Origin of the sequence: Mesorhizobium robiniae (genome assembly GCF_040545535.1) — a bacterium.
Classification (GTDB): Bacteria; Pseudomonadota; Alphaproteobacteria; order Rhizobiales; family Rhizobiaceae; genus Mesorhizobium; species Mesorhizobium robiniae.
In genome coordinates, this window is the sequence record NZ_JBEPMC010000018.1 from 1 (window position 1) to 20,970 (window position 20,970).

Genomic DNA, 20,970 nt, shown 5'->3' on the forward strand with positions numbered 1-20,970 from the left:
GTCATCACTTCGTCGGCGATCAGCAGCGTGCCGGAGGCTTCGGCAATCTTCTTCAGTTCGGCCAGAACCCAGGCCGGGTACATCAGCATGCCGCCGGCGCCAAGCACGAGCGGTTCGACAATCAGCGCGGCGGCACGCCGGTCGCGGGAGACTTCTTCGAACCGATCCATTGTTTGCCCTCTATCGTGCCTAAGCAGACCGGCGTTCGGCATTCTGATCGATTTTCCAGTGTCGGCGTCGAGGGCGCGAGCGAATGGCGAATTCGTGGTGCCCTGCGTCGATCGCCTACTGGTTACATTTGACGCGCGCCCGGGATTATTCGGGCGTTTGGCTATCGCGACCAGAGCCCTGGACGCTCGAGTAATTTCGAAGGTCCTTACCGACATGGCCGCATCAAACATGCAAGCATGGGGCAGCTTGACCGGATTCTGCAGTCGCTGACGACGGGGCCCTTCATTGATTACGACGCCTTCCTTCCAGGAGATCGATGACCGCGCGCGCGGCATCCAAGATGTGTGTTCCAGGGCCTAATATAGCGGCGACCCCGTGGTCCATCAGGAACTGATAATCCTGGCGCGGCACCACGCCACCGCACACAACGATGATGTTTTCGCCGCCTTGTGCCTTCAGCGCTTGGACGAGCTGCGGCAGTAGTGTCTTGTGTCCGGCCGCGAGCGAGGACGCTCCGATGACATGAACGTGAGAAGCCACGGCCATGCTTGCCGCTTCTTCCGGCGTTTGGAAGAGCGGGCCGGCGACCACATCGAAGCCGAGATCGCCAAACGCCGATGCGATCACTTTGGCGCCACGGTCATGGCCATCCTGGCCGAGCTTGGCCACCATCAGCTTCGGCTGGCCGCCAAGCGACATGGAAACGTCCCTGATGCGGGACGTTAGGGTTTGGTATTCCGGCTCATTCTGGAAGGCGGCGCCGTAAACCTCCGAGGTCACCTCAGGAACGGCCACGTGATCGCCGAAGGCGCTACGCAGAGTGTCGGAAATCTCCCCCACCGTCGCGCGAGCGCGCACCGCTTTAACCGCGGCCTGAAGTATGTTGCCCTTGCCGCTGGCCGCGGTCTTGCCAAGCGCGGCAAGGGCTGCGTCGACGCGCTTGGGGTCGCGCTGACGCTTTGTTTGTTCGAGACGGCGGATCTGCGCCTCTCGCACCGCCGCATTGTCGATCTCAAGGGCATCGATCGCGGCTTCGGTCTCCAGCCGGTATTTGTTGACGCCGACGATCACCTCATCGCCGAGATCGATCGCCGCCTGGCGGCGGGTCGCCGCCGTCTCGATCAGACGTTTTGGCAAACCGTCAATGACGGCTTTAGTCATGCCGCCGATGGCCTCGATGTCCTCTATGAGCGCCCACGCTTTCTCGGCAAGCTCGGCGGTCAGGCTTTCGACGTAATAGGAGCCGGCCAGCGGATCGACGACCTTGGTCACGCCGGTCTCGTGCTGAAGAATAAGCTGGGTGTTGCGCGCGATCCGCGCCGAAAACTCCGTCGGCAGCGCGATCGCCTCATCGAAGGAGTTGGTGTGGAGCGATTGCGTGCCACCAAGCACTGCGGCCAACGCCTCATAGGCGGTGCGCACGATGTTGTTGTAGGGGTCCTGCTCCTGCAGCGACACGCCCGATGTCTGGCAGTGCGTGCGCAGCATCAGCGATGAAGGCTTCTTCGGTTCGAACTCTTCCATGATACGCCACCACAGAAGTCGCGCTGCCCGCAGCTTGGCGGCCTCCATGAAGAAATTCATTCCAATCGCAAAGAAGAACGAGAGCCTTCCGGCAAAATCGTCGACATCGAGGCCTTTCTTCAGCGCCGCGCGGACATACTCGCGCCCATCGGCCAGGGTAAAGGCGAGCTCCTGCACCAGCGTCGCGCCGGCCTCCTGCATGTGATAGCCGGAGATCGAGATCGAGTTGAACTTCGGCATCTCCTTTGCGGTGTACTCGATGATGTCGGCGACAATCCGCATCGAGGGTTCGGGGGGATAGATGTAGGTGTTGCGGACCATGAACTCCTTCAGGATGTCGTTCTGGATGGTCCCGGAAAGCTCGGACGACGAGCAGCCCTGCTCCTCGCCGGCAACAATGAAGCAGGCAAGAATCGGAATGACCGCACCATTCATCGTCATGGAGACGGAAATATCCTTGAGCGGTATGCCCTCGAACAGAACCTTCATGTCCTCGACGGAATCGATGGCCACGCCGGCCTTGCCGACATCGCCGACGGCACGCGGATGATCGCTGTCATAGCCGCGGTGCGTCGCAAGATCGAAAGCGACCGACACACCCTGCTGGCCGGCGGCGAGCGCCTTGCGGTAGAACGCGTTCGACTCCTCGGCCGTCGAGAAGCCCGCATATTGCCGGATCGTCCACGGCCTGCCGGCATACATCGTGGCACGCGGTCCGCGGACGAATGGCTTCAGGCCGGGCAGCGTGGTGAGGTGGTCGGCCCCATCAAGATCATCTGCCGTATAGAGCGGCCTGACGTCGATGCCTTCGGGTGTGCGCCAGACCAGGGCGTCTGGGGAGGCCTTCAGCTCCCGTTCGGCGAGAGCGCGCCAGTCGGCGAGTTTGGCGTCGGCCATCATTCGAACTCCAGAATGGGTTCGTCGACGGCAAGGCTTGCGCCCGCCTTGGCGGCGATCCGTTTGATAACGGCCCGCCGTTCGGCGCGAAGCACGTTCTCCATCTTCATGGCCTCGACGGTGGCGAGCACCTGTCCAGCCTCGACCTGTTCTCCTTCGGACACGGCGATCGCGGTGACCACACCAGGCATCGGGCAAAGCAGCAGCCTGGAGGTGTCCGGCGGCTGTTTCTTCGGCATCAATCGCGCAAGCTCGGCGATAGGTGGGCTGCGTACATGGGCGACAACATCCGTTCCGCGACAGCGCAGTCGGTAGCCGGTTCCTGACTTTGACGTCTTGATAGACGCGGACTCGGTGCCAATTTGAAAGTGCGCGATATGCCGTCCCGGCAGCCAATCGCTGACAACACTGAGAACCGAGCCGTCATCGAATGAAACCGCGGTAGCATCTTCCTGATCGCGCACCGCGATTGCGAAGGCATGGCTGCCAAGTGTGACGATCCAATCGCTAGGGACTTTGCGACGATGATTGTCCATCGCGCCGGAGATCAGGACATTGCGGTGCTGAAGTTTCCAGTTGATATGCGCCGCGACCGCAGCGAGCTTGCGCTCATCCGCGTCGGTTGGGGACACACCTGTGAAGCCGTCCGGAAACTCCTCGGGGATAAAGGCTGTGCTCAGCCGCCCCTCGCGAAACCGCGGATGGTCCATGACAGCGCAGAGAAACGGCAGATTGTTGCCGATGCCTTCCACTTCGAAATCATCCAATGCAGCAGCCATGGCGTTGATTGCGCCCAGCCGATCGGGCGCCCAGGTGCAGAGCTTCGCTATCATAGGATCATAGTGCATCGAGATGTCCGAGCCTTCGACCACCCCAGTATCGTTGCGAATCAGTGAACCATCTGCACGTGCACCCTCAATGGGCGGCCGGTAACGTGTCAGACGACCGATCGAGGGCAGGAAATTGCGACACGGGTCTTCGGCGTAGAGTCGGCTTTCGATCGCCCAGCCGTTCAGCTTCACATCTTCTTGGGCAAAGCGCAGCTTTTGGCCGGCGGCGATGCGGATCATTTCCTCGACCAGATCGATGCCGGTTACCAGTTCGGTGACCGGATGCTCGACCTGAAGCCGGGTATTCATCTCGAGGAAGTAAAAGTTGCGGTCGCGGTCGACGATGAATTCAACCGTACCTGCCGAGTGGTAGCCGACCGCCCTGGCAAGAGCGATGGCCTGCCTTCCCATCGCCTGCCGGGTTGCTTCGTCAAGGAACGGGGAGGGGGCCTCCTCGATGATCTTCTGATTGCGGCGCTGGATCGAGCATTCCCGCTCGCCCAGGTAGACGATGTTGCCGTACTGATCGCCGAGTACCTGGATTTCGATGTGACGTGGTTCGGTGACGAATTTCTCGATGAAGATGCGGTCGTCGCCAAAGGCGTTCTTGGCTTCGTTTCGTGAGGACTGAAATCCTTCGCGCGCCTCGATCTCGTTCCAGGCAATGCGCATGCCCTTGCCGCCACCGCCGGCGGATGCCTTGATCATGACGGGAAAGCCGATCTCCGAGGAGATGCGCGCCGCTTCCTCGGCATCCTCAATCAGGCCCATATGGCCGGGTACGGTGGAGACACCGGCGGATGCCGCGATCTTCTTTGAGGTGATCTTGTCGCCCATCGCCTCGATGGCGACGGGCGAGGGGCCGATGAAGGCGATGCCCTTGGCTTTGAGCGCTTCGGCAAAATTCGAATTCTCGGACAGGAAACCGTAGCCCGGATGAACCGCATCAGCGCCCGTAGCGGTGACGGCATCGAGGATGTTTGCAAAGCGAAGATAGGACTGGGCCGAGGCGGCGGGACCGATATGGACCGCCTCATCGGCCTGCCGGACGTGCAAGGCGTCGCGGTCAGCGTCGGAATAGACCGCGACGGTGGCTATGCCAAGCCTCTGTGCCGTCTTGATCACCCGGCACGCGATCTCGCCACGATTGGCAATCAGGATCTTCTTGAACATTTTTTGCGTACTCAAAGTGGGATCGTGTCGTGCTTCTTCCAGCGCGTTTCGACGCTTTTTCCGCGCAGAGCGGCAAAGGCACGCGCAATCCGCCTGCGTGAAGAATGTGGCATGATCACCTCGTCGATGAAGCCCCGCTCGGCGGCAATGAAGGGGTTGGCGAAACGCTGCTCGTATTCCCTGGTGCGAGCAGCAAGCCTCTCGGGATTGCCGAGTTCTGACCGGTAGAGGATCTCGGCCGCCCCCTTTGCGCCCATCACCGCGATTTCGGCGGTCGGCCAGGCGTAGTTGATGTCGGCGCCGATATGTTTGGAAGCCATCACGTCGTAGGCGCCGCCATAAGCCTTGCGCGTGATCAACGTGACCATCGGCACGGTCGCCTGGGAATAGGCAAACAGCAGCTTGGCGCCGTGCTTGATGACGCCGCCAAATTCCTGGGCGGTGCCCGGCAGGAAACCTGGCACGTCGACGAGCGTCAGGATCGGGATGTCGAAGGCGTCGCAGAAGCGAACGAAACGTGCCGCCTTGCGGGAGGAATCAATGTCGAGGCATCCGGCCAGCACCATGGGCTGGTTGGCCACCACGCCAACCGTCCTGCCCTCGATGCGAACAAATCCGGTGATGATGTTGCGGGCGAAGGCGGCCTGAAGCTCGAAGAAGTCGCCTTCATCGGCGATTGCCGTGATCAGTTCCTTCATGTCGTAGGGCTTGTTGGCGCTGTCCGGCGCCAGCGTGTCGAGACGCAACTCGATCCGCTCGGGATCGTCATGAAATGGCCGCACGGGCGGCTTTTCCCGATTGTTCAGCGGCAGGAAGTCAAAGAGGCGCCTGACCTCTTCCAAGGCCTCGATATCGTTTTCGAAAGCCCCGTCGGCGACAGAGGACTTTTGCGTGTGCGTTGCCGCGCCGCCTAGTTCCTCCGCGGTCACGATCTCGTTCGTGACCGTCTTGACCACGTCGGGGCCGGTCACGAACATGTAGGAGGAATCCCGAACCATGAAGATGAAGTCGGTCATGGCCGGGGAGTAGACCGCACCGCCGGCGCAGGGCCCCATGATCACCGAAATCTGCGGAATGACGCCGGAAGCATCGACATTGCGTTTGAAGACATCGGCGTAGCCGGCCAGTGAGGCGACACCCTCCTGGATGCGCGCGCCGCCAGAATCGTTGAGGCCAATGACCGGCGCCCCGTTGCGCACCGCCATGTCCATGATCTTGCAGATCTTCTGGGCGTGTGTCTCAGACAGAGATCCGCCGAGCACCGTGAAGTCCTGAGAGAAGACGTAAACAAGCCTGCCGTTGATCGTACCCCAGCCCGTGACCACGCCGTCGCCAGCGACCTTCTGGTCAGCCATGCCGAAGTCTGTGGCACGATGGGTGACATACATGTCGTATTCTTCGAAGGAGCCTTCATCGAGGAGCACCACGAGGCGCTCGCGGGCGGTCAGCTTCCCTTTGGCATGCTGGGCATCGACACGCTTCTGCCCGCCGCCCAGGCGGGCCTGCGCACGACGCACCTCGAGTTGTTCGAGAACGGCCCGCATCAGCGGTCAGCCTTCGGTGCAAAGTTCAAAGCCGTCGGCAATGGCGTCGCGGCGAGCCGGCTTTGCTTCAAATGCGGGTTTGCTTTGCTGGACAATCGCATGAGCTCCTCACTGGAATTACGCTGCATTAGTTCGCCAGCAATGGACGGGAAAGGCTTGACCGTGTGCGCTTGCAAAATGTATGAAATTGCGAACAGCAACATGCGAAATTGCAAATGGCAAACGGCAAGCTCTTCATTGGACGCCGCGTACGCGAATTGCGCGAGGCCAACAAGGCCACCCAGGCGGCATTCGCCGAGCGGCTGGGGATCTCGACCAGCTATCTGAACCAGATTGAAAACAACCAACGACCGGTGTCAGCCGCAGTGCTTCTTGCGCTCGCCGAAAAGTTCCATGTGGATATCGCTTCAATCGGTGGCAGCGAGGCCGACCGGCTGCTCTCGGCACTGAGCGAGGCACTTGCTGATCCGGTGTTCGGCGGTGTTTCAGCCGGATTTCAGGAACTCAAGCTCGTTGCCCAAAACGCACCGTCTCTCGCTCATGCGCTGATCACCTGTCACCAGGCATATCGACGAAACAGCGAGCAGCTTGCCAGCTTCGACGACCAGCTGATCCGAACCAATGCCTTTGCCGGGCCGACACCCTACGAGGAAGTGCGGGACTTCTTTCATTTTGTCGACAACTACATTGACGAGCTCGACGCCGCGGCCGAGCACCTGGCGAAGGCCTTGGGCTTGCCGGACCGAGATGTCGGTACGGCTTTGGCGGATCATCTGGAACAGCATCATCGCGTTCGCATTGCGCGTGCTGCCAGTGGCGAGCGGGTAATCAGGCGCTTCGACGCCTCCGCGCGCGTGCTGTATTTGAACTCTTACTCGCCTGCATCGACGCGCAGTTTTCAGATGGCACTCCAGATCGGCGCCTTGGAGCAGCGGGCGGAAATCGATGCGATCATCGAGCGCACGGGCTTCCGTACCCCGGAAGCGGCAGAGATATGCAGGGTCGGCCTCCAGAATTATTTTGCCGGTTCGCTCATGTTGCCATACCGTCCCTTCCTGGCCGCCGCAAAAGAACTAAGGCACGACCTCCACCTGCTCGCAATGCGCTTCGGCGCCAGCCTTGAGCAGGTGGCGCATCGCCTGTCGACCTTGCAAAGGCCTCGGTTGAAGGGCGTGCCCGTCTTCTTCGCGCGCATCGACCGGGCCGGCAACATCACCAAGCGCCATAGCGCCGCGAAGTTGCAATTCGCCCGCTACGGTGCAGCTTGCCCGTTGTGGAACGCTCATCAAGCGTTCGAAACCCCAGGCCGCATGGATTGCCAGTTGGCCGAGACACCAGACGGCGTGTGTTATCTCAGTATCGCGACAGAAATCACCAAGGCAGACGGTGGATACGGTTCTCCTCATCGACGCTATGCGATCGCGCTCGGATGCGAGATCTCCGACGCCGGCGATTTCGTCTACGCGGACCGGCTGGATTTTGCCAACAGCTCAGCGTTCGAGCCCATCGGCGTTTCATGCCGCATTTGCGAGCGGATAAACTGCATCCAACGCGCCGTTCCGCCGCTCAAGAGCACGATTACCGTGGATCACGACCGACGCGGCGAACTGCCATACACGATCTGCTGATTTCGATCGCCGGCAGCGCCAGGACATGCAAGTCGAATCATCATCATTGCTCCGACCTCGATTCGCCGAAATCGCTTCCCGACGTCAGAAGCATCGTCAACGACCGTGCGCGGGTCTCCCAAGCGACAGTTAAGGCGGGTCTAGCTGGCATCGACAACCAGACTCCAAAGCCTTCGCTCGAACAATGGCTCGATGTCGACGTTTTTCAACATGCTGCGAACCGTGGAGAGCGAACAAGCCGGCCACGATAATGATCAGAGCGCCTGCCAGGGTCGTGGCGCGCGGCAACTCCGCGAAGAACACATATCCCCACAGCGGAGTCCAAATCATGCCAGTGTATTCGAAAGTTGCAACACGGTTTGCCGGCGCTAGACGATAGGCTTGAGAGAGAAGCACCATTCCTGCAGAAGCAACTACGCCGCATGCGGTCATCTTCAGCAGATCGATCGATGTTGGCCATACCCAGGGCCTAACCAAGAATGCCAGGCTGGGGTGTTCTGCATGCGTGAAGCCTGCCACGCGAAACGCAACCGCGAACACGATCGATCCTGCCAGATACGCTACGTTCTGGTAGAATCCCATCGTAGTCGCGGATTCGGTTTCGCTGATATGACGCGCGATCACTTGTGAAAATGCATAGAGAAGTGCTGATCCAAGGGAGAGAAACGCGGCCCAGTCCAGCAAACCTGCTCCAGGGCGGAGCATTATCAGAACCCCCACCAAACCGAGCAGAACGCCAGCCAAGGTTCCGATGGAAATCCGCTCTCCCAAGTATGGGCTTGCGAGCCCCATTATGAAAAGCGGAGCCATGAAGAAGAGAGATACGGCATCGGCGAGCGTCAACGCTGCGATGGCTAGGTAATAAAGCGCGTACGAAAAGAACTGCGTGAATCCTCGGATGGTCAGAGTTATGTATCTTGTTGTAAGCAGCGCACCCAGTCCGACGTCGAGGTGGACAAGAACCACGAGGATCGGAAATGAGGCCAAGGCCCTTATCGCCATCACTTCGGAAACAGGGTACGCGGACGATACCGACTTGACCAATGGATCCTGTAGGGAAAACACAAAGACGCCTAGACAAAGGCTCGCAACCCCCAGCAACACTCGATTCTGCATTTCGGTCCGCTGAGTTAGAGCCTTCCGGCTGGATGAAGTTCACTGGGATCTGGAGAGCGAGGTCGCGCCACCGGAGACGCAAACACAGTAATGGCTAGCCACTTCAAAAAGTCTGAGTTAGGACCTCGGCGTGGGGTACTCGTTAGAGTAGCCAGGGTATGTTCGACCGATTCCACTTCGACCGCGAACCGGCGTCGGGAAATCCGAGCGCCTCGCGGGTAAGTCCAGCGTCAGCTAGAAGCCTGTCGTCGTGCCGTGCAAGAACTGTGTCCAAGGCGGTGTCTCGGCCGACCAGATTCCAGTGCTGGAGATACCTTGATCCGATTGACTGAGTTCTGGAGAGGAATGACATCCAAGTTTTCTTTCGTTGCCTACCCAGGATGCACGTGCCATGGGTATGAATCAAACGAATATAACTTCTGGCAGCAATGAGTGAATTTTATGAGTGCGGCTCTGGACAGCGATCTTTTGCGTACGTTTCTGGCGGTTCATGAGACCCGCAGCTTCACGCGCGCGGCTGACACAGTTGGCCGAACTCAGTCGGCGGTAAGCCTTCAAATAAAGCGCCTCGAAGGAATACTCGGGCAACCTCTGTTCACTCGTGGCGGTCGCGGAGTGGAGCTGACCCGGTCAGGAACAGAGTTGCTTGTCAATGCTCGTCGCGTCGTAGCTCTATTGGATCAGACGGTTGCAGCATTTCAGACACCGCAACTCGGAGGGCTGGTTCGCATAGGATTGCCGGAAGAGTACGGACATATCGTTGTAGGCCGTGCGTTGAACACATTCTCGAAGCTCCACCCGAATGTGGATTGCACAGCCAGATACGGGCACTCCTCCGAGAACCTGAACCGTGTGGTATCCGGAGAACTGGACTTGGCGGTGGTATTCGATTGGCAGGAAGACTCCGGCGGCGAACTTCTGATGATCGACCCTACGGTTTGGGCGACCTCCGATGAGCATAACACGCATGTGCGCTCTCCATTGCCGATTGCCCTGTACGTCAACTCCGGCTGGTGCACTGAATACGCCCTCGGATCGTTGAAAGAAAAAAAGGTCAAATTCCGGACGGTCTACACCAGCGATACGAGCAGCGGACTCAAGCTCGCAGTCCTTTCAGGCTTGGCGGTGGCACCTCTCTCTCGGAGCAACATCCCGGCTGGGGCCAGGGAACTGACCGAGGAAGATGGGTTCCAGCAGATCGATGCGTCCCGCGTGGTACTGCATCGGAACGCTCGGTCTGATAGCGAAGCAGTATCGGGTATGGCGGCAGCGATAAGAGAAGCCTTTGGCGCGCTGCACAAACGCTAAACAACGACAGCATTCACTCTACGATAGCTGTGCCGCGTTGATAGGCTGTCGCTTGTCAAATTCAGTGGCAGAAAAATTTTCGACGTGCACGTGAGAATTAGTCACGTTGCGCTCGAGCATGCCCCCTCGAATTCTGTCGCGAAGATCTGCAGCTCGCTGAACGGATCTGAGCGATTTGCCGATCGAGGCGCACTCGTGGAGTGTCATTTCATGGGCTTGCCCATTTCCATTGCCTCGCGGATGCGGATCCCATTGATCGCAGCGCCAATGCAGGGCGTGTCCGGGCCAGAACTCGTCTCAACCATCTGCCGTAATGGTGTTATAGGCGCCTTCCCAACCTTCAATGCTCGAACGCCCGAGCAGCTCGACTACTGGTTGACGATCATCGGTCAGGCGTGTGCCGAGCCTTCATCAGCTCCCTGCTGCCCGAACATCGTGATGAGAAGGTCTGCGGAAGCCCTGCAGACTGAGGTCGATATCTTGGTGAAGCATCGAGTCAAAATCGTCCTCGCAAGCGTAGGGTCGCCGGAAGCGATCATTCCCCAACTGCACGATATCGGATGCACAGTCTTGACGGACGTCGCTTCTATGCGGCACGCCGAAAAGGCGATCAAGGTTGGTGCAGATGGCCTCGTTCTTTTAAGCGCCGGCGCAGGTGGTCAGACCGGATGGTTGAACGGCCTATCGTTCGCTCGAGCGGTTCGTGCGATCTATGATGGGCCAATCGGATTGGCCGGGGGCATCTCGGATGGTCACGCCCTTTGGGCGGCCCAGGTGGTGGGCTGCGATTTCTCGTTGATGGGGTCGCCGTTCATAGCGACGCACGAAAGCATGGCTTCAGACGGCCATAAGGAAATGGTCGTCGCCTCTGGCATAGACGAGATACGTCTCACAAAGGCGATCAATGGCTTCGATGCCAACTATCTTACCAGATCCATACTGCAGACCGGCCTCGACCTCGCAGAGCTCGACATTCCGCTGAGCGTCGAGGAAGCGCGAAGGCGGTTCAGCGCGGACATGGCAGGCGAGGGCCCGAAACGATGGCGCGATATCTGGAGTGCGGGTCACACGGTCGCGGCAGTCAAGAAGATACGTCCTGCAGCAGAGCTGATCGCTGAGATAGCTTCGGAATATCATCAGGCGACCGAGCGCACCCGCGGCCTGCTCTCCCGCTAGTTTGCAAGCATTCTGGCGTTTTCGACCATTGTGCGCCCTGGCACCTATCGACGACAAGACGAGCTTCGCATTCCGCTACTCGTGCGCGCAGCCTAGCTCTTCTCACGCTGTAAAAAAGTAACGAGCTGAATGAGTTTATTTCGGATCTCTAGAGCAGCCCGCTTGCGATATGGAGGCTAATCAAGCGGCCGTAGTATCACCGCAAACCAGATCAATGGAGCACAATGTTGAGCGACCAAGACGCGCGAGAATTGAGACGCGGGCGCATCAAGCGGATGCTGTCCCCAAAAAGCGCCGTTTTCATCGGTGGGGCCGCAATGATTCCTGCGATTGAATACTGCCGTGCCCGGGGATTTCAGGGTGAAATCTTTGTCGTGAACCCACGCCGGAACGAGTTGGCTGGGGTGAAGTGCGTTCCCACCATCTCCGAACTCCCGATCGACCCGGACGTCGCTTTCTTAGCCGTTCCGAGAGACGGTCTAATCGGCGTTGTCAGGGAGCTGGCGAGCATCGGCGCCGGTGGTGCAATTTGCAACACCTCCGGGTTCTCCGAAATGCATGGCGGCGAAGAGTCTCAGAGGCAACTGGTCGAGGCGGCCGGAGAAATGCCGATCATTGGCCCCAACTGCCCGGGCGTAGCGAACTTCGCCGACCGTGCGTGCTTCATGATGGATCACTTCGGCGATCAAGACGTCGGTGGTTGCGTAGCTCTAATAAGCAACGGTGGTTCCTATCTGTCAGACCTTGGCTGTGCAGATCGTTCTATTCCGATTGCCTATTCGATTGGGCTTGGCAATCAGGCGATGTTGAGTGTCGCCGATTTGATGGACGTCGTTCTCGATGATCCACGCGTTAAGGCCATCAATCTGTATCTTGAAAGCATCAGGGAAGTCTCCGTTCTTTCCGCCGCAGCGCTGAAGGCAGCTCGCAAGAACATCCCGGTGGTTGTTATCAAGGGTGGAAGGACAACTGCAGGTCAACGAGCCACACAGTCACATACTGCCTCACTTGCAGGCGATGATGTTGTCGCATCGGCCCTCTTCCGTCGTCTTGGATTCGTCGAGGTTGGTACACCACTTGAAGCGTTGGAAACGCTGAAAATGCTTGTTTACGCACCGTCTGTGAAGGGGCGTCGCACGGCGTATGTAACCAGTTCTGGAACCTATGCGGTGCTCGGTAGCGACGTTTCGGAGTTCAACGGCTTGGACCTTCAGCCGCCGTCAGCCGAAGCGGCAGCCGAGACCGAAAAGTATCTGCCGCCGTTCATCCACCCGGCAAACCCTCTGGACATCTCTTCCGCGCAGAATGAGGGCTATGACCACAATCTGGATCTTTACCGTGCGTATCTTTCAGATCAGCCCGATATGGCGCTCATGGTCATGTGCTTCCCACCGGAGAAGGGCTGGGATCCGATAACGTGGCAAACCACTACTGCCGCATTCGCAAAGGCCGCCGCAGAACGGGAGATACCGGCAGCGTTCGTCAACACTGTTCCCGAGCTGCTTCCAAAAGCGGACCGAGAAAAGATGATTGCGGACGGCCTGGTTCCGCTTCAAAGCCTGGAAGACGGCATTCGCGCGGTTTCGAACGCAATGCGGGCGTCCGAACTTGCGGAAGAATTGGCTCGCAAATCCGATGACGAAATCCTGATTGAACCACGCCTTACTGGCCAAGTCGAGCCCATGTCTCTCGACGAGGCCGAAGCGAAGGCGGAACTCGCAATACACGGTGTAAGTGTGCCGCGAAACATCGTTGTCCAACCGGAAACCCGTGTTTCCCTGGAGGAGCTGCAGTTCCCGGTCGTCGTCAAAGCTCTCAGCTCCGAGCTCGCCCACAAGAGCGAGCTCGGTGGCGTTGCCCTGAAGATCCAGTCTGCAGAAGAAGTTTGGCAGATTGTTCGCCTGATGGCTGCGAAGCTCAAGCAAACCGCTCCACATATCGACATCCAGCACTTCCTGGTCGAGGAAATGGTAAGAGATGGCGTCGGTGAGCTGCTCGTGGGCATCCGCCATGTTGACGGGATCGGCCTCGCGCTGACTGTCGGCTTCGGGGGAACGGAGGCTGAGTTGCTCCGAGACACGAAGACGGTGCTTCTGCCAGCGTCCTCGGACACGATTTCCGAGGCCATTCAAAGCCTGCGGCTCTATCCACTGCTCTCCGGATGGCGCGGGCGTATCGCTGGCGATGTCGAAGCAGCCGTCTCGGCCATCAAAAAGATGTCCGATTGGGCGATCTCGTTAGGTGAAGCCTTTGTCGAAGCTGAGATCAACCCGTTGATCGTCCGCCCGAAAGGTGTGGTTGCGGTAGATGCTGTCACCCGGCTTTCAAAAAAGGCCGCTCCGACGCAACGGGAACAACTTTTAGCCTAGCCTAGAAGTGAGATCTCGCTCGGTTTGGCGAATTGCTGCGCTCCGAACGCGCAATCCGCCGAACCGGGAGAAAGCCCCACCTAGCACCCAGACACAGATAGGAAGAAGACATGGACTTTGCTCTCTCGGAAGACGAAAGCCTCATCTACAAGACCGCTACACATTTTTGCGAAAAGGAACTTATGCCGCACGAGGAATTGCTTGAGCGGACAGGCGAATTTCCAATCGAATTAGAGTTGGAAATCCGGCGGAAGGGCATCGCCGTAGGACTTCATGCCTGCAACATGCCAGAGAGTGTTGGCGGCGGTGGACTGAACTGCGTTTCCCTCACCTTGGTTGAGAAAGGGCTTTCCCGCGCCTCGACCGCTCTTGCTGAGGCGGTTCGCAGGCCTTTCAACATTCTGGCAGCGTGCGAAGGGGAGCAAGTCGCACACTTTCTCGAGCCGGTTATGAGTGGTGAAAAACGCGACTGCATCGCAATGTCTGAACCCGACGTGGGCTCCGACCTGCGGAGCATGAAAACCCGAGCGGTGCGTGACGGTGCGGATTGGATCATCAACGGCACGAAACATTTTATCTCGAGCGCGCAAAGGTCCCAATTCGTGATCCTTTTCGCGGTCACTGGAGAGGACGAGACACCACGAGGCGTCAAGAAGCGGATTTCCTGTTTCCTGATCGACCTCGACACGCCTGGGCTCGTGGTCGCAAAGGGATATCAGCAGTTGGGTCACCGCGGCCACTCCAACAGTATTCTTCATTTCGACAATTGTCGGATCGGCGGCTGGCAGTTAGTTGGAGAGGAAGGGCAGGGGTTTGCCCTCGTGTCGAAATGGCTTGGAGAGGGGCGCCTTTCAGTAGCAGCTGTCTGTCAAGCGCGTGCAGAAAGAGCTTTCGAGTATGCTTCTGAATATGCTGCGCGGCGCAAGCAGTTCGGGCAACCGATCGGTAATTTCCAAGGCATAGGGTTTCCACTTGCGGATATGGCCACAGATATCCGCATCGGCGACCTTCTGTTGATGAACACCGCCTGGAAGGTGGATCAAAAGTCTCCGACCGTCGCACAAGATTGTGCAATGGCGAAAGTGTGGTGTTCTGAAATGCTTGGACGAGTGGCTGATCAAGCCATCCAGACCTGCGGCGGCATGGGGTTGATGACCGACCTGCCACTAGAGCGCATCTACCGTGACGCGCGCGCTGAGCGCATTTGGGAAGGCACCTCGGAAATCCAAAGACGTATCATCAGCCGTGAGTTGATGCGCGAGCAGGGTATCTGATCTTAGGCCCGCTCGTTTCGAATTGAGAATGTGAAGGCTTCCTCGCATCAGCGTGCCGGGGCGCCGCAAGTGAGGATATAGGTACATGGGCGTTCTAAGCGGTGTCCGCATCATCGAGATGGTTGGACTAGGACCAGCACCATTCTGCGGAATGATCCTGGCAGACTTAGGGGCCGACGTGATCGCCGTTGAGCGTCCAGGTGCGGACCATGGAGCACCTCGGCCTTGGTCGTTGGTGAATCGCGGAAAGCGCTCAATCGTACTCGATTTGAAAAAGCCAGGGGCGGTCAATCTGTTTCTGGAACTGCTCGACGGTGCCGACGCTCTCATCGAAGGGAACAGGCCCGGCGTGATGGAGCGTCTTGGGCTCGGCCCTGAAGCCTGTATCGCAAGGCGGCCAGCGCTCGTCTACGGGCGCATGACTGGATACGGGCAGTTCGGACCGCTGTCGAATGCAGCGGGACACGACGCGAATTACGTGGCACTCTCCGGCGCGCTTTGGCTGGCTACCCAACCCGGAATAGCTCCAGAGGCGCCCCCGACTATCCTCGGCGATTCGGCTGGGGGAGCACTCTACCTAGCGATTGGCATTCTTGCTGGCATTCTGCGAGCGAGAAAGGACGGGGTCGGCCAAGTTATCGATGCCGCGATGGTGGATGGTTCCGCGCATCTCATGAGCCTTCTGCTGTCGTTCCTCGCCAGCGATTATAACTACTCGACTGCCAATGCGCGACCCGGCGCGCTCGGACGGCATTACGATCGCGCATATGTCTGCGGGGACGGACTATGGGTCGTCGTGCAGGCGGAAGAGCCGAAATTCTACGCAGAATTGTTGCATCGCCTCGGGCTGGAACAGGAGGAGCGATTCTCCGAGGAAGTCAGGCACAATCCAAAGTCCTGGGGACCTCTCAGCCAAGAGCTCGCAGCAATCTTCAAGTCCAAGACGCGGAAGGAATGGTGCGAACTTTTGGAGAATACGGACACCTGTTTCACACCGGTGCTCACGATGGAGGAAGCAGCGGTCCACCCGCATATGATGGCCCGCAACGTTTTCAGCAACGTAGATGGCGTGCTGCAGCCGAATCCTGCCCCACGTTTTTCGGTAACACCATCTGCCAATCCGACTTCCATCCCGCACCGTGGCGCGAACACAGCCGAGATTTTGGCTGAACTGGGAGTCGGCGCGGCGCAAATTCAAGAGCTCCGCCTTGCTGGCGCTCTTGGCCCTAGCTGATTGTCCAAACCTCCCAGTTGCGCAGAAGCTAACTCAGGCTGGAAGCAGATCCCGTTCGCGAACATAACAGGTAGGGGCCGGTGAGCACGGCCTTCTAACGACTGGCGCTGATCCTCCTAAAGGAGTCGGAGCAAAAGCTAGGTGTCAGATTTGGCCGCTTTCCACGCATGTACATCACCGATGCTGATGGCGCCTGCGAGATACAGATCTATGAGTTCGAGCAGACGTTGTCTTCCGAACGACGGAAAGTGGCCCGCGTGAATTGTCTCGACAGGAAGCTCCCGCAATCTGCGAAGAGACTCGCGGAAAGCTTCAGCGTCTGAATGCCACGCGTTGTCGACGAGATCGCCATCGTAGATCGCGTCCCCGCTGAACAATGTTTTTGTCGATTTTTCGTACAGCGCGATCGAACCGGGGGAATGCCCGGGCAGATGCAGCACCTGGAAGGCACGGTCGCCAAGATCAATCACATCGCCTTCGTCGAGATACCCTGTGAGCGGCGCCGGCGTGAGCCGATAGTTGGCGATTTCGAAGCCGTCATTTGGCAGGGCGGTGATGATTTCCTCGCTGAGCCATGCACGAGCGCATGTGCTGTCGGGATCTGGTTCGGCATGTATTTGCGCTTCCGATGCATGCCCGAGCCGCACATCAAATTCGTGCGCGCATCCGGTGTGGTCGAAATGGCAGTGTGTGCAGACGCATTTGATATGAATGTCTCTCAGGGCCTCGATCTCATTCCGGATCGGTCGGAAGCCCATGCCGCTATCGAGAAGAAGGCTGCTTGACCGTCCGCGGATAAGAAAAATATTGCAGCGCATCCACGGCACGACATGTTTCTCGATGATCTGACTTATACCGTCAGACACCGCTGCGACGCGGTACCATTCTCTCGCGACGGGCAGACCGTTGGGCTTTGGCATGCGTTACCCGATCTTAAGATCGATCACAATTCTCACCGGACCGCTAGAGAGAGAGGTCGCTGCCCTTAGTTGCAGACATTACCATGGCCGTACACACACGGCGGCGCGTAAAAAAGTCACCAGCTGAATGATTTTATTTCGAATTTTGGTGTCCACTCCAATCATATATGCCGCTTCTTATACAAGCGAGGAAGTGCTCTTCCCCGCCACACTCGAATGACTTGAGCGGTGGCGTGACGAAGTCTCTGCATCTCCTTGGTAACCGCAAAGCGCCAGCGATCCTGGCGCAAAACAGTGACTCGTGGGAGATTGAAATGAGCGAAGAATCCAACTGCGTTCTGATCGAGCGCCGAGGCTCGATCCTGATTGCGACTTTGAATCGCCCGCATACCAGGAACGCTTTCAATCTGGACATGGCCAAGGCGCTGGAGAAGGCCATGGACGTGCTGGATAATGAAGAGGACCTGTTCGTCGGAATTCTAACCGGTGCGAACGGCACGTTCTCTTCGGGTATGGATTTGAAGGCTGCTGCCAAGGATGGCATCCCGCCGCCGCTAGCGCGTGGTGATTTCGGCATAATGGGTCGTCCTCCACGCAAGCCGTTAATTGCGGCTGTTGAAGGGTACGCTCTTGCTGGTGGTTTCGAGACAGCGCTTTCTTGCGATCTAATCGTTGCAGCGCGCGATGCGAAGTTCGGGCTTCCTGAGGTGCGCCACAACCTAGTAGCGACAAACGGCCTTGTCCGGCTTCCGACACGCATGCCGTATCACCTTGCAATGGAAATTGCGCTCACGGGCGCATTCAAAGAAGCGCCGTACTTCGAGCGGTTCGGCGTGATCAATCAGATCACGGAACCCGGGAAGGCGCTGGAAGGCGCAATCAAGCTTGCCGAAGTACTCCTCGAAAATGGGCCGCTTGCGATGGCTGCGAGCAAGGAAATGATGTTCCAGTCTTTCGATAAACAGCCAGACGAAGAGCGGCTCAAGGAGCTACCGATCGTTCAAAGGGTGAATGGCTCAGAAGACGAGCGAGAAGGTCTGCTTGCTTTCGCTGAAAAGCGGAAACCCGTGTGGAAGGGGCGATAACACAGACCTACGCGCTGATCGCGGCACCCGAAGGCAGCCACGGCCGCTTTCAGAATTAAGCAGCGGTCAGTTCATCCAGCATTCTACATTTGAATTGGGAGGTAAATCGGTATGGACTTCGAACTAAACGAAGAAGAAAAATTAATTTACAATACTGCCAGAGAGTTCTGCGAGAAAGAGCTTATCCAACATGAGGAGCTGCTGGAACGGACTGGAGTCCTCCCTCCTGAACTGGATCTGGAGATACGCAAGAAAGGCATGGCAATCGGTCTTCATGCCTGCAATCTGCCAGAAAGCGTGGGCGGAGGCGGGTTGAACTGCGTCTCGTTAACTCTCGTGGAGCGCGGCCTCTCCCGCGCGTCAACTGCGTTGGCAGAGTGTGTGCGGCGGCCGAATAATATCCTCGCCGCATGTGAAGGGGAGCAGGTAGCTCATTTCCTCGAGCCCGTCATGCGAGGTGAGAAGCGTGAGTGTATCGCTATGTCCGAGCCTGACGCCGGCTCCGATCTGCGCAGCATGAAGACTAAAGCGGTCAAAGACGGTTCAGACTGGATCATCAACGGGACCAAGCATTTCATCGGATACGCTCAACGGTCCCAGTTTGTTATCTTATTCGCGGTGACTGGCGAAGAGCACACTCCAAAGGGCATTAAGAAGCGCATTTCGTGCTTTTTGGTCGATTTGGATGCACCTGGCGTGACTGTTGCCAAGGGTTACGAACAGCTTGGTCACCGGGGTCATTCCAACGACATTCTGCATTTCGACAATGTTCGAGTCGGTGGCTGGCAAATGGTCGGTGAAGAAGGAGAAGGTTTTAAGGTCGTTACAAAGTGGCTGGGAGAAGGGCGGCTTTCAGTTGCCGCCGTCTGTCAGGCTCGTGCCGAGCGAGCTTTCGAAGTGGCTGTGGAGTATGCCGCTCGTCGGAAGCAATTCGGCCAAGCCATTGGCAACTTTCAAGGCATAGGTTTTCCACTCGCGAATATGGCGACGGACATTCGTCTGGGCGATCTACTGCTTATGAATACTGCTTGGAAAGTTGATCAAAAAGCTCCAACGGTTGCGCAAGATTGCGCCATGGCAAAGGTTTGGTGCTCCGAGATGCTGGGGCGTGTTGCTGACCAAGCAATCCAGACTTGCGGTGGTATGGGCTTGATGACCGATCTTCCCCTCGAACGCATTTATCGAGATGCCCGTGCGGAACGCATATGGGAAGGCACATCTGAAATCCAGCGTTTCATAATTAGCCGTGAGCTCATGCGAGCGCACGGCGCGTAGGCCAACCGCCCAATCTCATTCAATCAACAACATCAGAAGATGTGCGCTGAACTATCGCGTAACCGACATCGGCCTCATTCACCCGTCTCCGCATAGGGGTGCCACGCGGAGACAAGCACAGGGAACCGTCCATGGGCGTACTTAGCGGCGTTAAGATCATTGAAATGGTCGGAATGGGCCCCGGCCCGTTTTGCGGGATGTTGCTCGCAGATCTCGGTGCGGATGTGATCGCAGTCGAGCGCCCGGCTGCAGACATCGGAACCGAACGACCATGGTCCGTCTGCAGCCGCGGCAAACGTTCAATCGTGCTTGATATGAAAAAGCCCGAGGCCGTCGCCACATTTCTCGATCTAGTCGAGGGAGCCGACGCGCTAATCGAAGGTAATAGGCCAGGAGTGATGGAACGGCTGGGAATTGGACCAGATGTCTGTCTTGCCCGTCGTCCATCGCTTGTCTACGGGCGTATGACTGGGTGGGGCCAGCACGGTCCTTTGGCTAAGGCAGCAGCGCACGATGCCAACTACCTTGCTCTGTCCGGTGCTCTCTATTTTGCCACTCAGCCTGATGTCGCGCCTGAATCACCCCCGACGATCTTGGGCGATGTGGCGGGTGGAGCGCTCTACCTTGCGATTGGCATTCTCGCAGGAATCCTAAGGGCCAAGAATGAAGGAACCGGACAGGTCATCGACGCCGCTATGGTCGACGGCTCAGCCCACTTGCTGAACCTCTTGGTCTCGTTCCTCCCTGTCGACTACAACATGGTTTATGCGAATGCCCGTCCCGGAGCATTGAAGAAGCATTTCGACCGGACGTACCTTTGCTCGGACGGAGAGTGGGTTGTCCTGCAGGCGATGGAGCCGCAGTTCTACATCGATCTCATGAAGCGACTTGGGCTGGGCGGGGATGAGCGGTTCGCAGAAGAGCGGCGTGACGATCCTGCCGTTTGGAAGCCACTCGGCGAGGAGATGGCAGCACTGTTCAAAACGAAGTCGAGGGATGAATGGTGTGCTCTCCTGGAGGGCACTGACACATGCTTCGCTCCGCTGCTGACGATGCCGGAAGCTGCTGAACACCCGCACATGAAGGCACGCGACGTGTACCGGACCGTAGACGGCATACTGCAGGCCACCGCGGCTCCGAGATTCTCGGTTACTGAATCCCCCGAATTGCGTTCGGTGCCGGCGCGAGGCGCCCACACTGGCGAAATACTTTCTCAGCTTGGACTTGGCGACGGCCAGATTGCAGATCTCCGGCGCACGGGAGCACTCGGTCCAGTCTAACAGTCCCAGGAGCAGGACAGACCAAATTTCAGCACCACTACCACTCAAGTAATGGCTCCCAAGGCCTCGACCGCGCCGCGAGCGCTGCTAAACCGCAGCGTTCGCGGCTGGGGTTTAGCGGTTACCATCGAAGTCCTGACAGGCTGCCTTTATCGGCCCTCATTGA

Annotated in this window: 15 protein-coding genes and 1 pseudogene; 9 read left to right on the top strand and 7 right to left on the bottom strand. The window is 58.2% G+C overall.

Features of this window, described 5'->3' with window-relative positions; genetic code table 11:
* The 5 genes and pseudogenes from ABID19_RS31880 to ABID19_RS31900 form a co-directional block, all read right to left on the bottom strand.
* A pseudogene (locus ABID19_RS31880) lies at nt 1-176 on the bottom strand (aminotransferase class III-fold pyridoxal phosphate-dependent enzyme); the annotation flags it as partial.
* A gap of 277 nt (nt 177-453) precedes the next feature.
* The gene (scpA, locus tag ABID19_RS31885; RefSeq protein WP_263807097.1) at nt 454-2,592 is read right to left on the bottom strand and encodes a methylmalonyl-CoA mutase; all 2,139 of its coding nucleotides are present in this window, start codon (nt 2,590-2,592) and stop codon (nt 454-456) included.
* Nucleotides 2,592-4,595: an acetyl-CoA carboxylase biotin carboxylase subunit gene (locus tag ABID19_RS31890; RefSeq protein ID WP_263807098.1), complete on the bottom strand. Its 2,004-nt coding sequence runs from the start codon at nt 4,593-4,595 to the stop codon at nt 2,592-2,594. Before ABID19_RS31890 ends, scpA begins: the two co-directional genes overlap by 1 nt.
* A gap of 11 nt (nt 4,596-4,606) precedes the next feature.
* Nucleotides 4,607-6,139 (bottom strand): acyl-CoA carboxylase subunit beta, encoded by a 1,533-nt coding sequence (locus tag ABID19_RS31895; protein ID WP_263807099.1) that lies wholly within the window; start codon nt 6,137-6,139, stop codon nt 4,607-4,609.
* Nucleotides 6,139-6,342, bottom strand: a complete 204-nt coding sequence (locus tag ABID19_RS31900; RefSeq protein WP_263807100.1) for a hypothetical protein — start codon at nt 6,340-6,342, stop codon at nt 6,139-6,141. Before ABID19_RS31900 ends, ABID19_RS31895 begins: the two co-directional genes overlap by 1 nt.
* A 12-nt stretch (nt 6,343-6,354) precedes the next feature.
* Here ABID19_RS31900 and ABID19_RS31905 point away from each other — a divergent pair, with 12 nt between their 5' ends.
* Nucleotides 6,355-7,767 (top strand): helix-turn-helix domain-containing protein, encoded by a 1,413-nt coding sequence (locus tag ABID19_RS31905; RefSeq protein WP_263807101.1) that lies wholly within the window; start codon nt 6,355-6,357, stop codon nt 7,765-7,767.
* 129 nt (nt 7,768-7,896) lie between these two features.
* On the opposite strand, the gene ABID19_RS31910 is transcribed toward ABID19_RS31905, so the two are convergent.
* Nucleotides 7,897-8,883: a DMT family transporter gene (locus ABID19_RS31910; RefSeq protein ID WP_263807103.1), complete on the bottom strand. Its 987-nt coding sequence runs from the start codon at nt 8,881-8,883 to the stop codon at nt 7,897-7,899.
* Nucleotides 8,884-9,324: 441 nt separating this feature from the next.
* Between ABID19_RS31910 and ABID19_RS31915 the strand changes: the two genes are divergently transcribed.
* From ABID19_RS31915 to ABID19_RS31935, 5 genes are all read left to right on the top strand, one after another.
* Nucleotides 9,325-10,191 carry a LysR family transcriptional regulator gene (locus ABID19_RS31915; RefSeq protein WP_263807104.1) on the top strand — a complete coding sequence of 289 codons (867 nt, stop codon included), beginning with the start codon at nt 9,325-9,327 and terminating at the stop codon, nt 10,189-10,191.
* Between the two features lie 210 nt (nt 10,192-10,401).
* Nucleotides 10,402-11,367 (top strand): NAD(P)H-dependent flavin oxidoreductase, encoded by a 966-nt coding sequence (locus ABID19_RS31920; RefSeq protein WP_263807105.1) that lies wholly within the window; start codon nt 10,402-10,404, stop codon nt 11,365-11,367.
* A 227-nt stretch (nt 11,368-11,594) separates the two neighbouring features.
* Nucleotides 11,595-13,736: an acetate--CoA ligase family protein gene (locus ABID19_RS31925; RefSeq protein ID WP_263807106.1), complete on the top strand. Its 2,142-nt coding sequence runs from the start codon at nt 11,595-11,597 to the stop codon at nt 13,734-13,736.
* 110 nt (nt 13,737-13,846) lie between these two features.
* Nucleotides 13,847-15,010, top strand: a complete 1,164-nt coding sequence (locus ABID19_RS31930) for an acyl-CoA dehydrogenase family protein (protein WP_263807107.1) — start codon at nt 13,847-13,849, stop codon at nt 15,008-15,010.
* An 85-nt stretch (nt 15,011-15,095) separates the two neighbouring features.
* A complete protein-coding gene (locus ABID19_RS31935) occupies nt 15,096-16,244 on the top strand; it encodes a CaiB/BaiF CoA transferase family protein (protein ID WP_263807108.1) in 1,149 nt (382 codons plus the stop codon).
* Between the two features lie 137 nt (nt 16,245-16,381).
* Here ABID19_RS31935 and ABID19_RS31940 read toward each other — a convergent pair whose 3' ends face one another.
* Nucleotides 16,382-17,164, bottom strand: a complete 783-nt coding sequence (locus ABID19_RS31940) for an MBL fold metallo-hydrolase (protein WP_263807109.1) — start codon at nt 17,162-17,164, stop codon at nt 16,382-16,384.
* 314 nt (nt 17,165-17,478) lie between these two features.
* On the opposite strand from ABID19_RS31940, the gene ABID19_RS31945 reads away from it, so the two are divergent.
* The 3 genes from ABID19_RS31945 (at nt 17,479) to ABID19_RS31955 (ending at nt 20,804) form a co-directional block, all read left to right on the top strand.
* Nucleotides 17,479-18,249 carry a crotonase/enoyl-CoA hydratase family protein gene (locus ABID19_RS31945; protein WP_263807110.1) on the top strand — a complete coding sequence of 257 codons (771 nt, stop codon included), beginning with the start codon at nt 17,479-17,481 and terminating at the stop codon, nt 18,247-18,249.
* 111 nt (nt 18,250-18,360) lie between these two features.
* On the top strand, nt 18,361-19,524 hold the full coding sequence (locus tag ABID19_RS31950; protein ID WP_263807111.1) for an acyl-CoA dehydrogenase family protein: 1,164 nt from the start codon (nt 18,361-18,363) through the stop codon (nt 19,522-19,524).
* 131 nt (nt 19,525-19,655) lie between these two features.
* On the top strand, nt 19,656-20,804 hold the full coding sequence (locus ABID19_RS31955) for a CaiB/BaiF CoA transferase family protein (RefSeq protein ID WP_263807112.1): 1,149 nt from the start codon (nt 19,656-19,658) through the stop codon (nt 20,802-20,804).
* Nucleotides 20,805-20,970 lie beyond the last annotated feature (166 nt).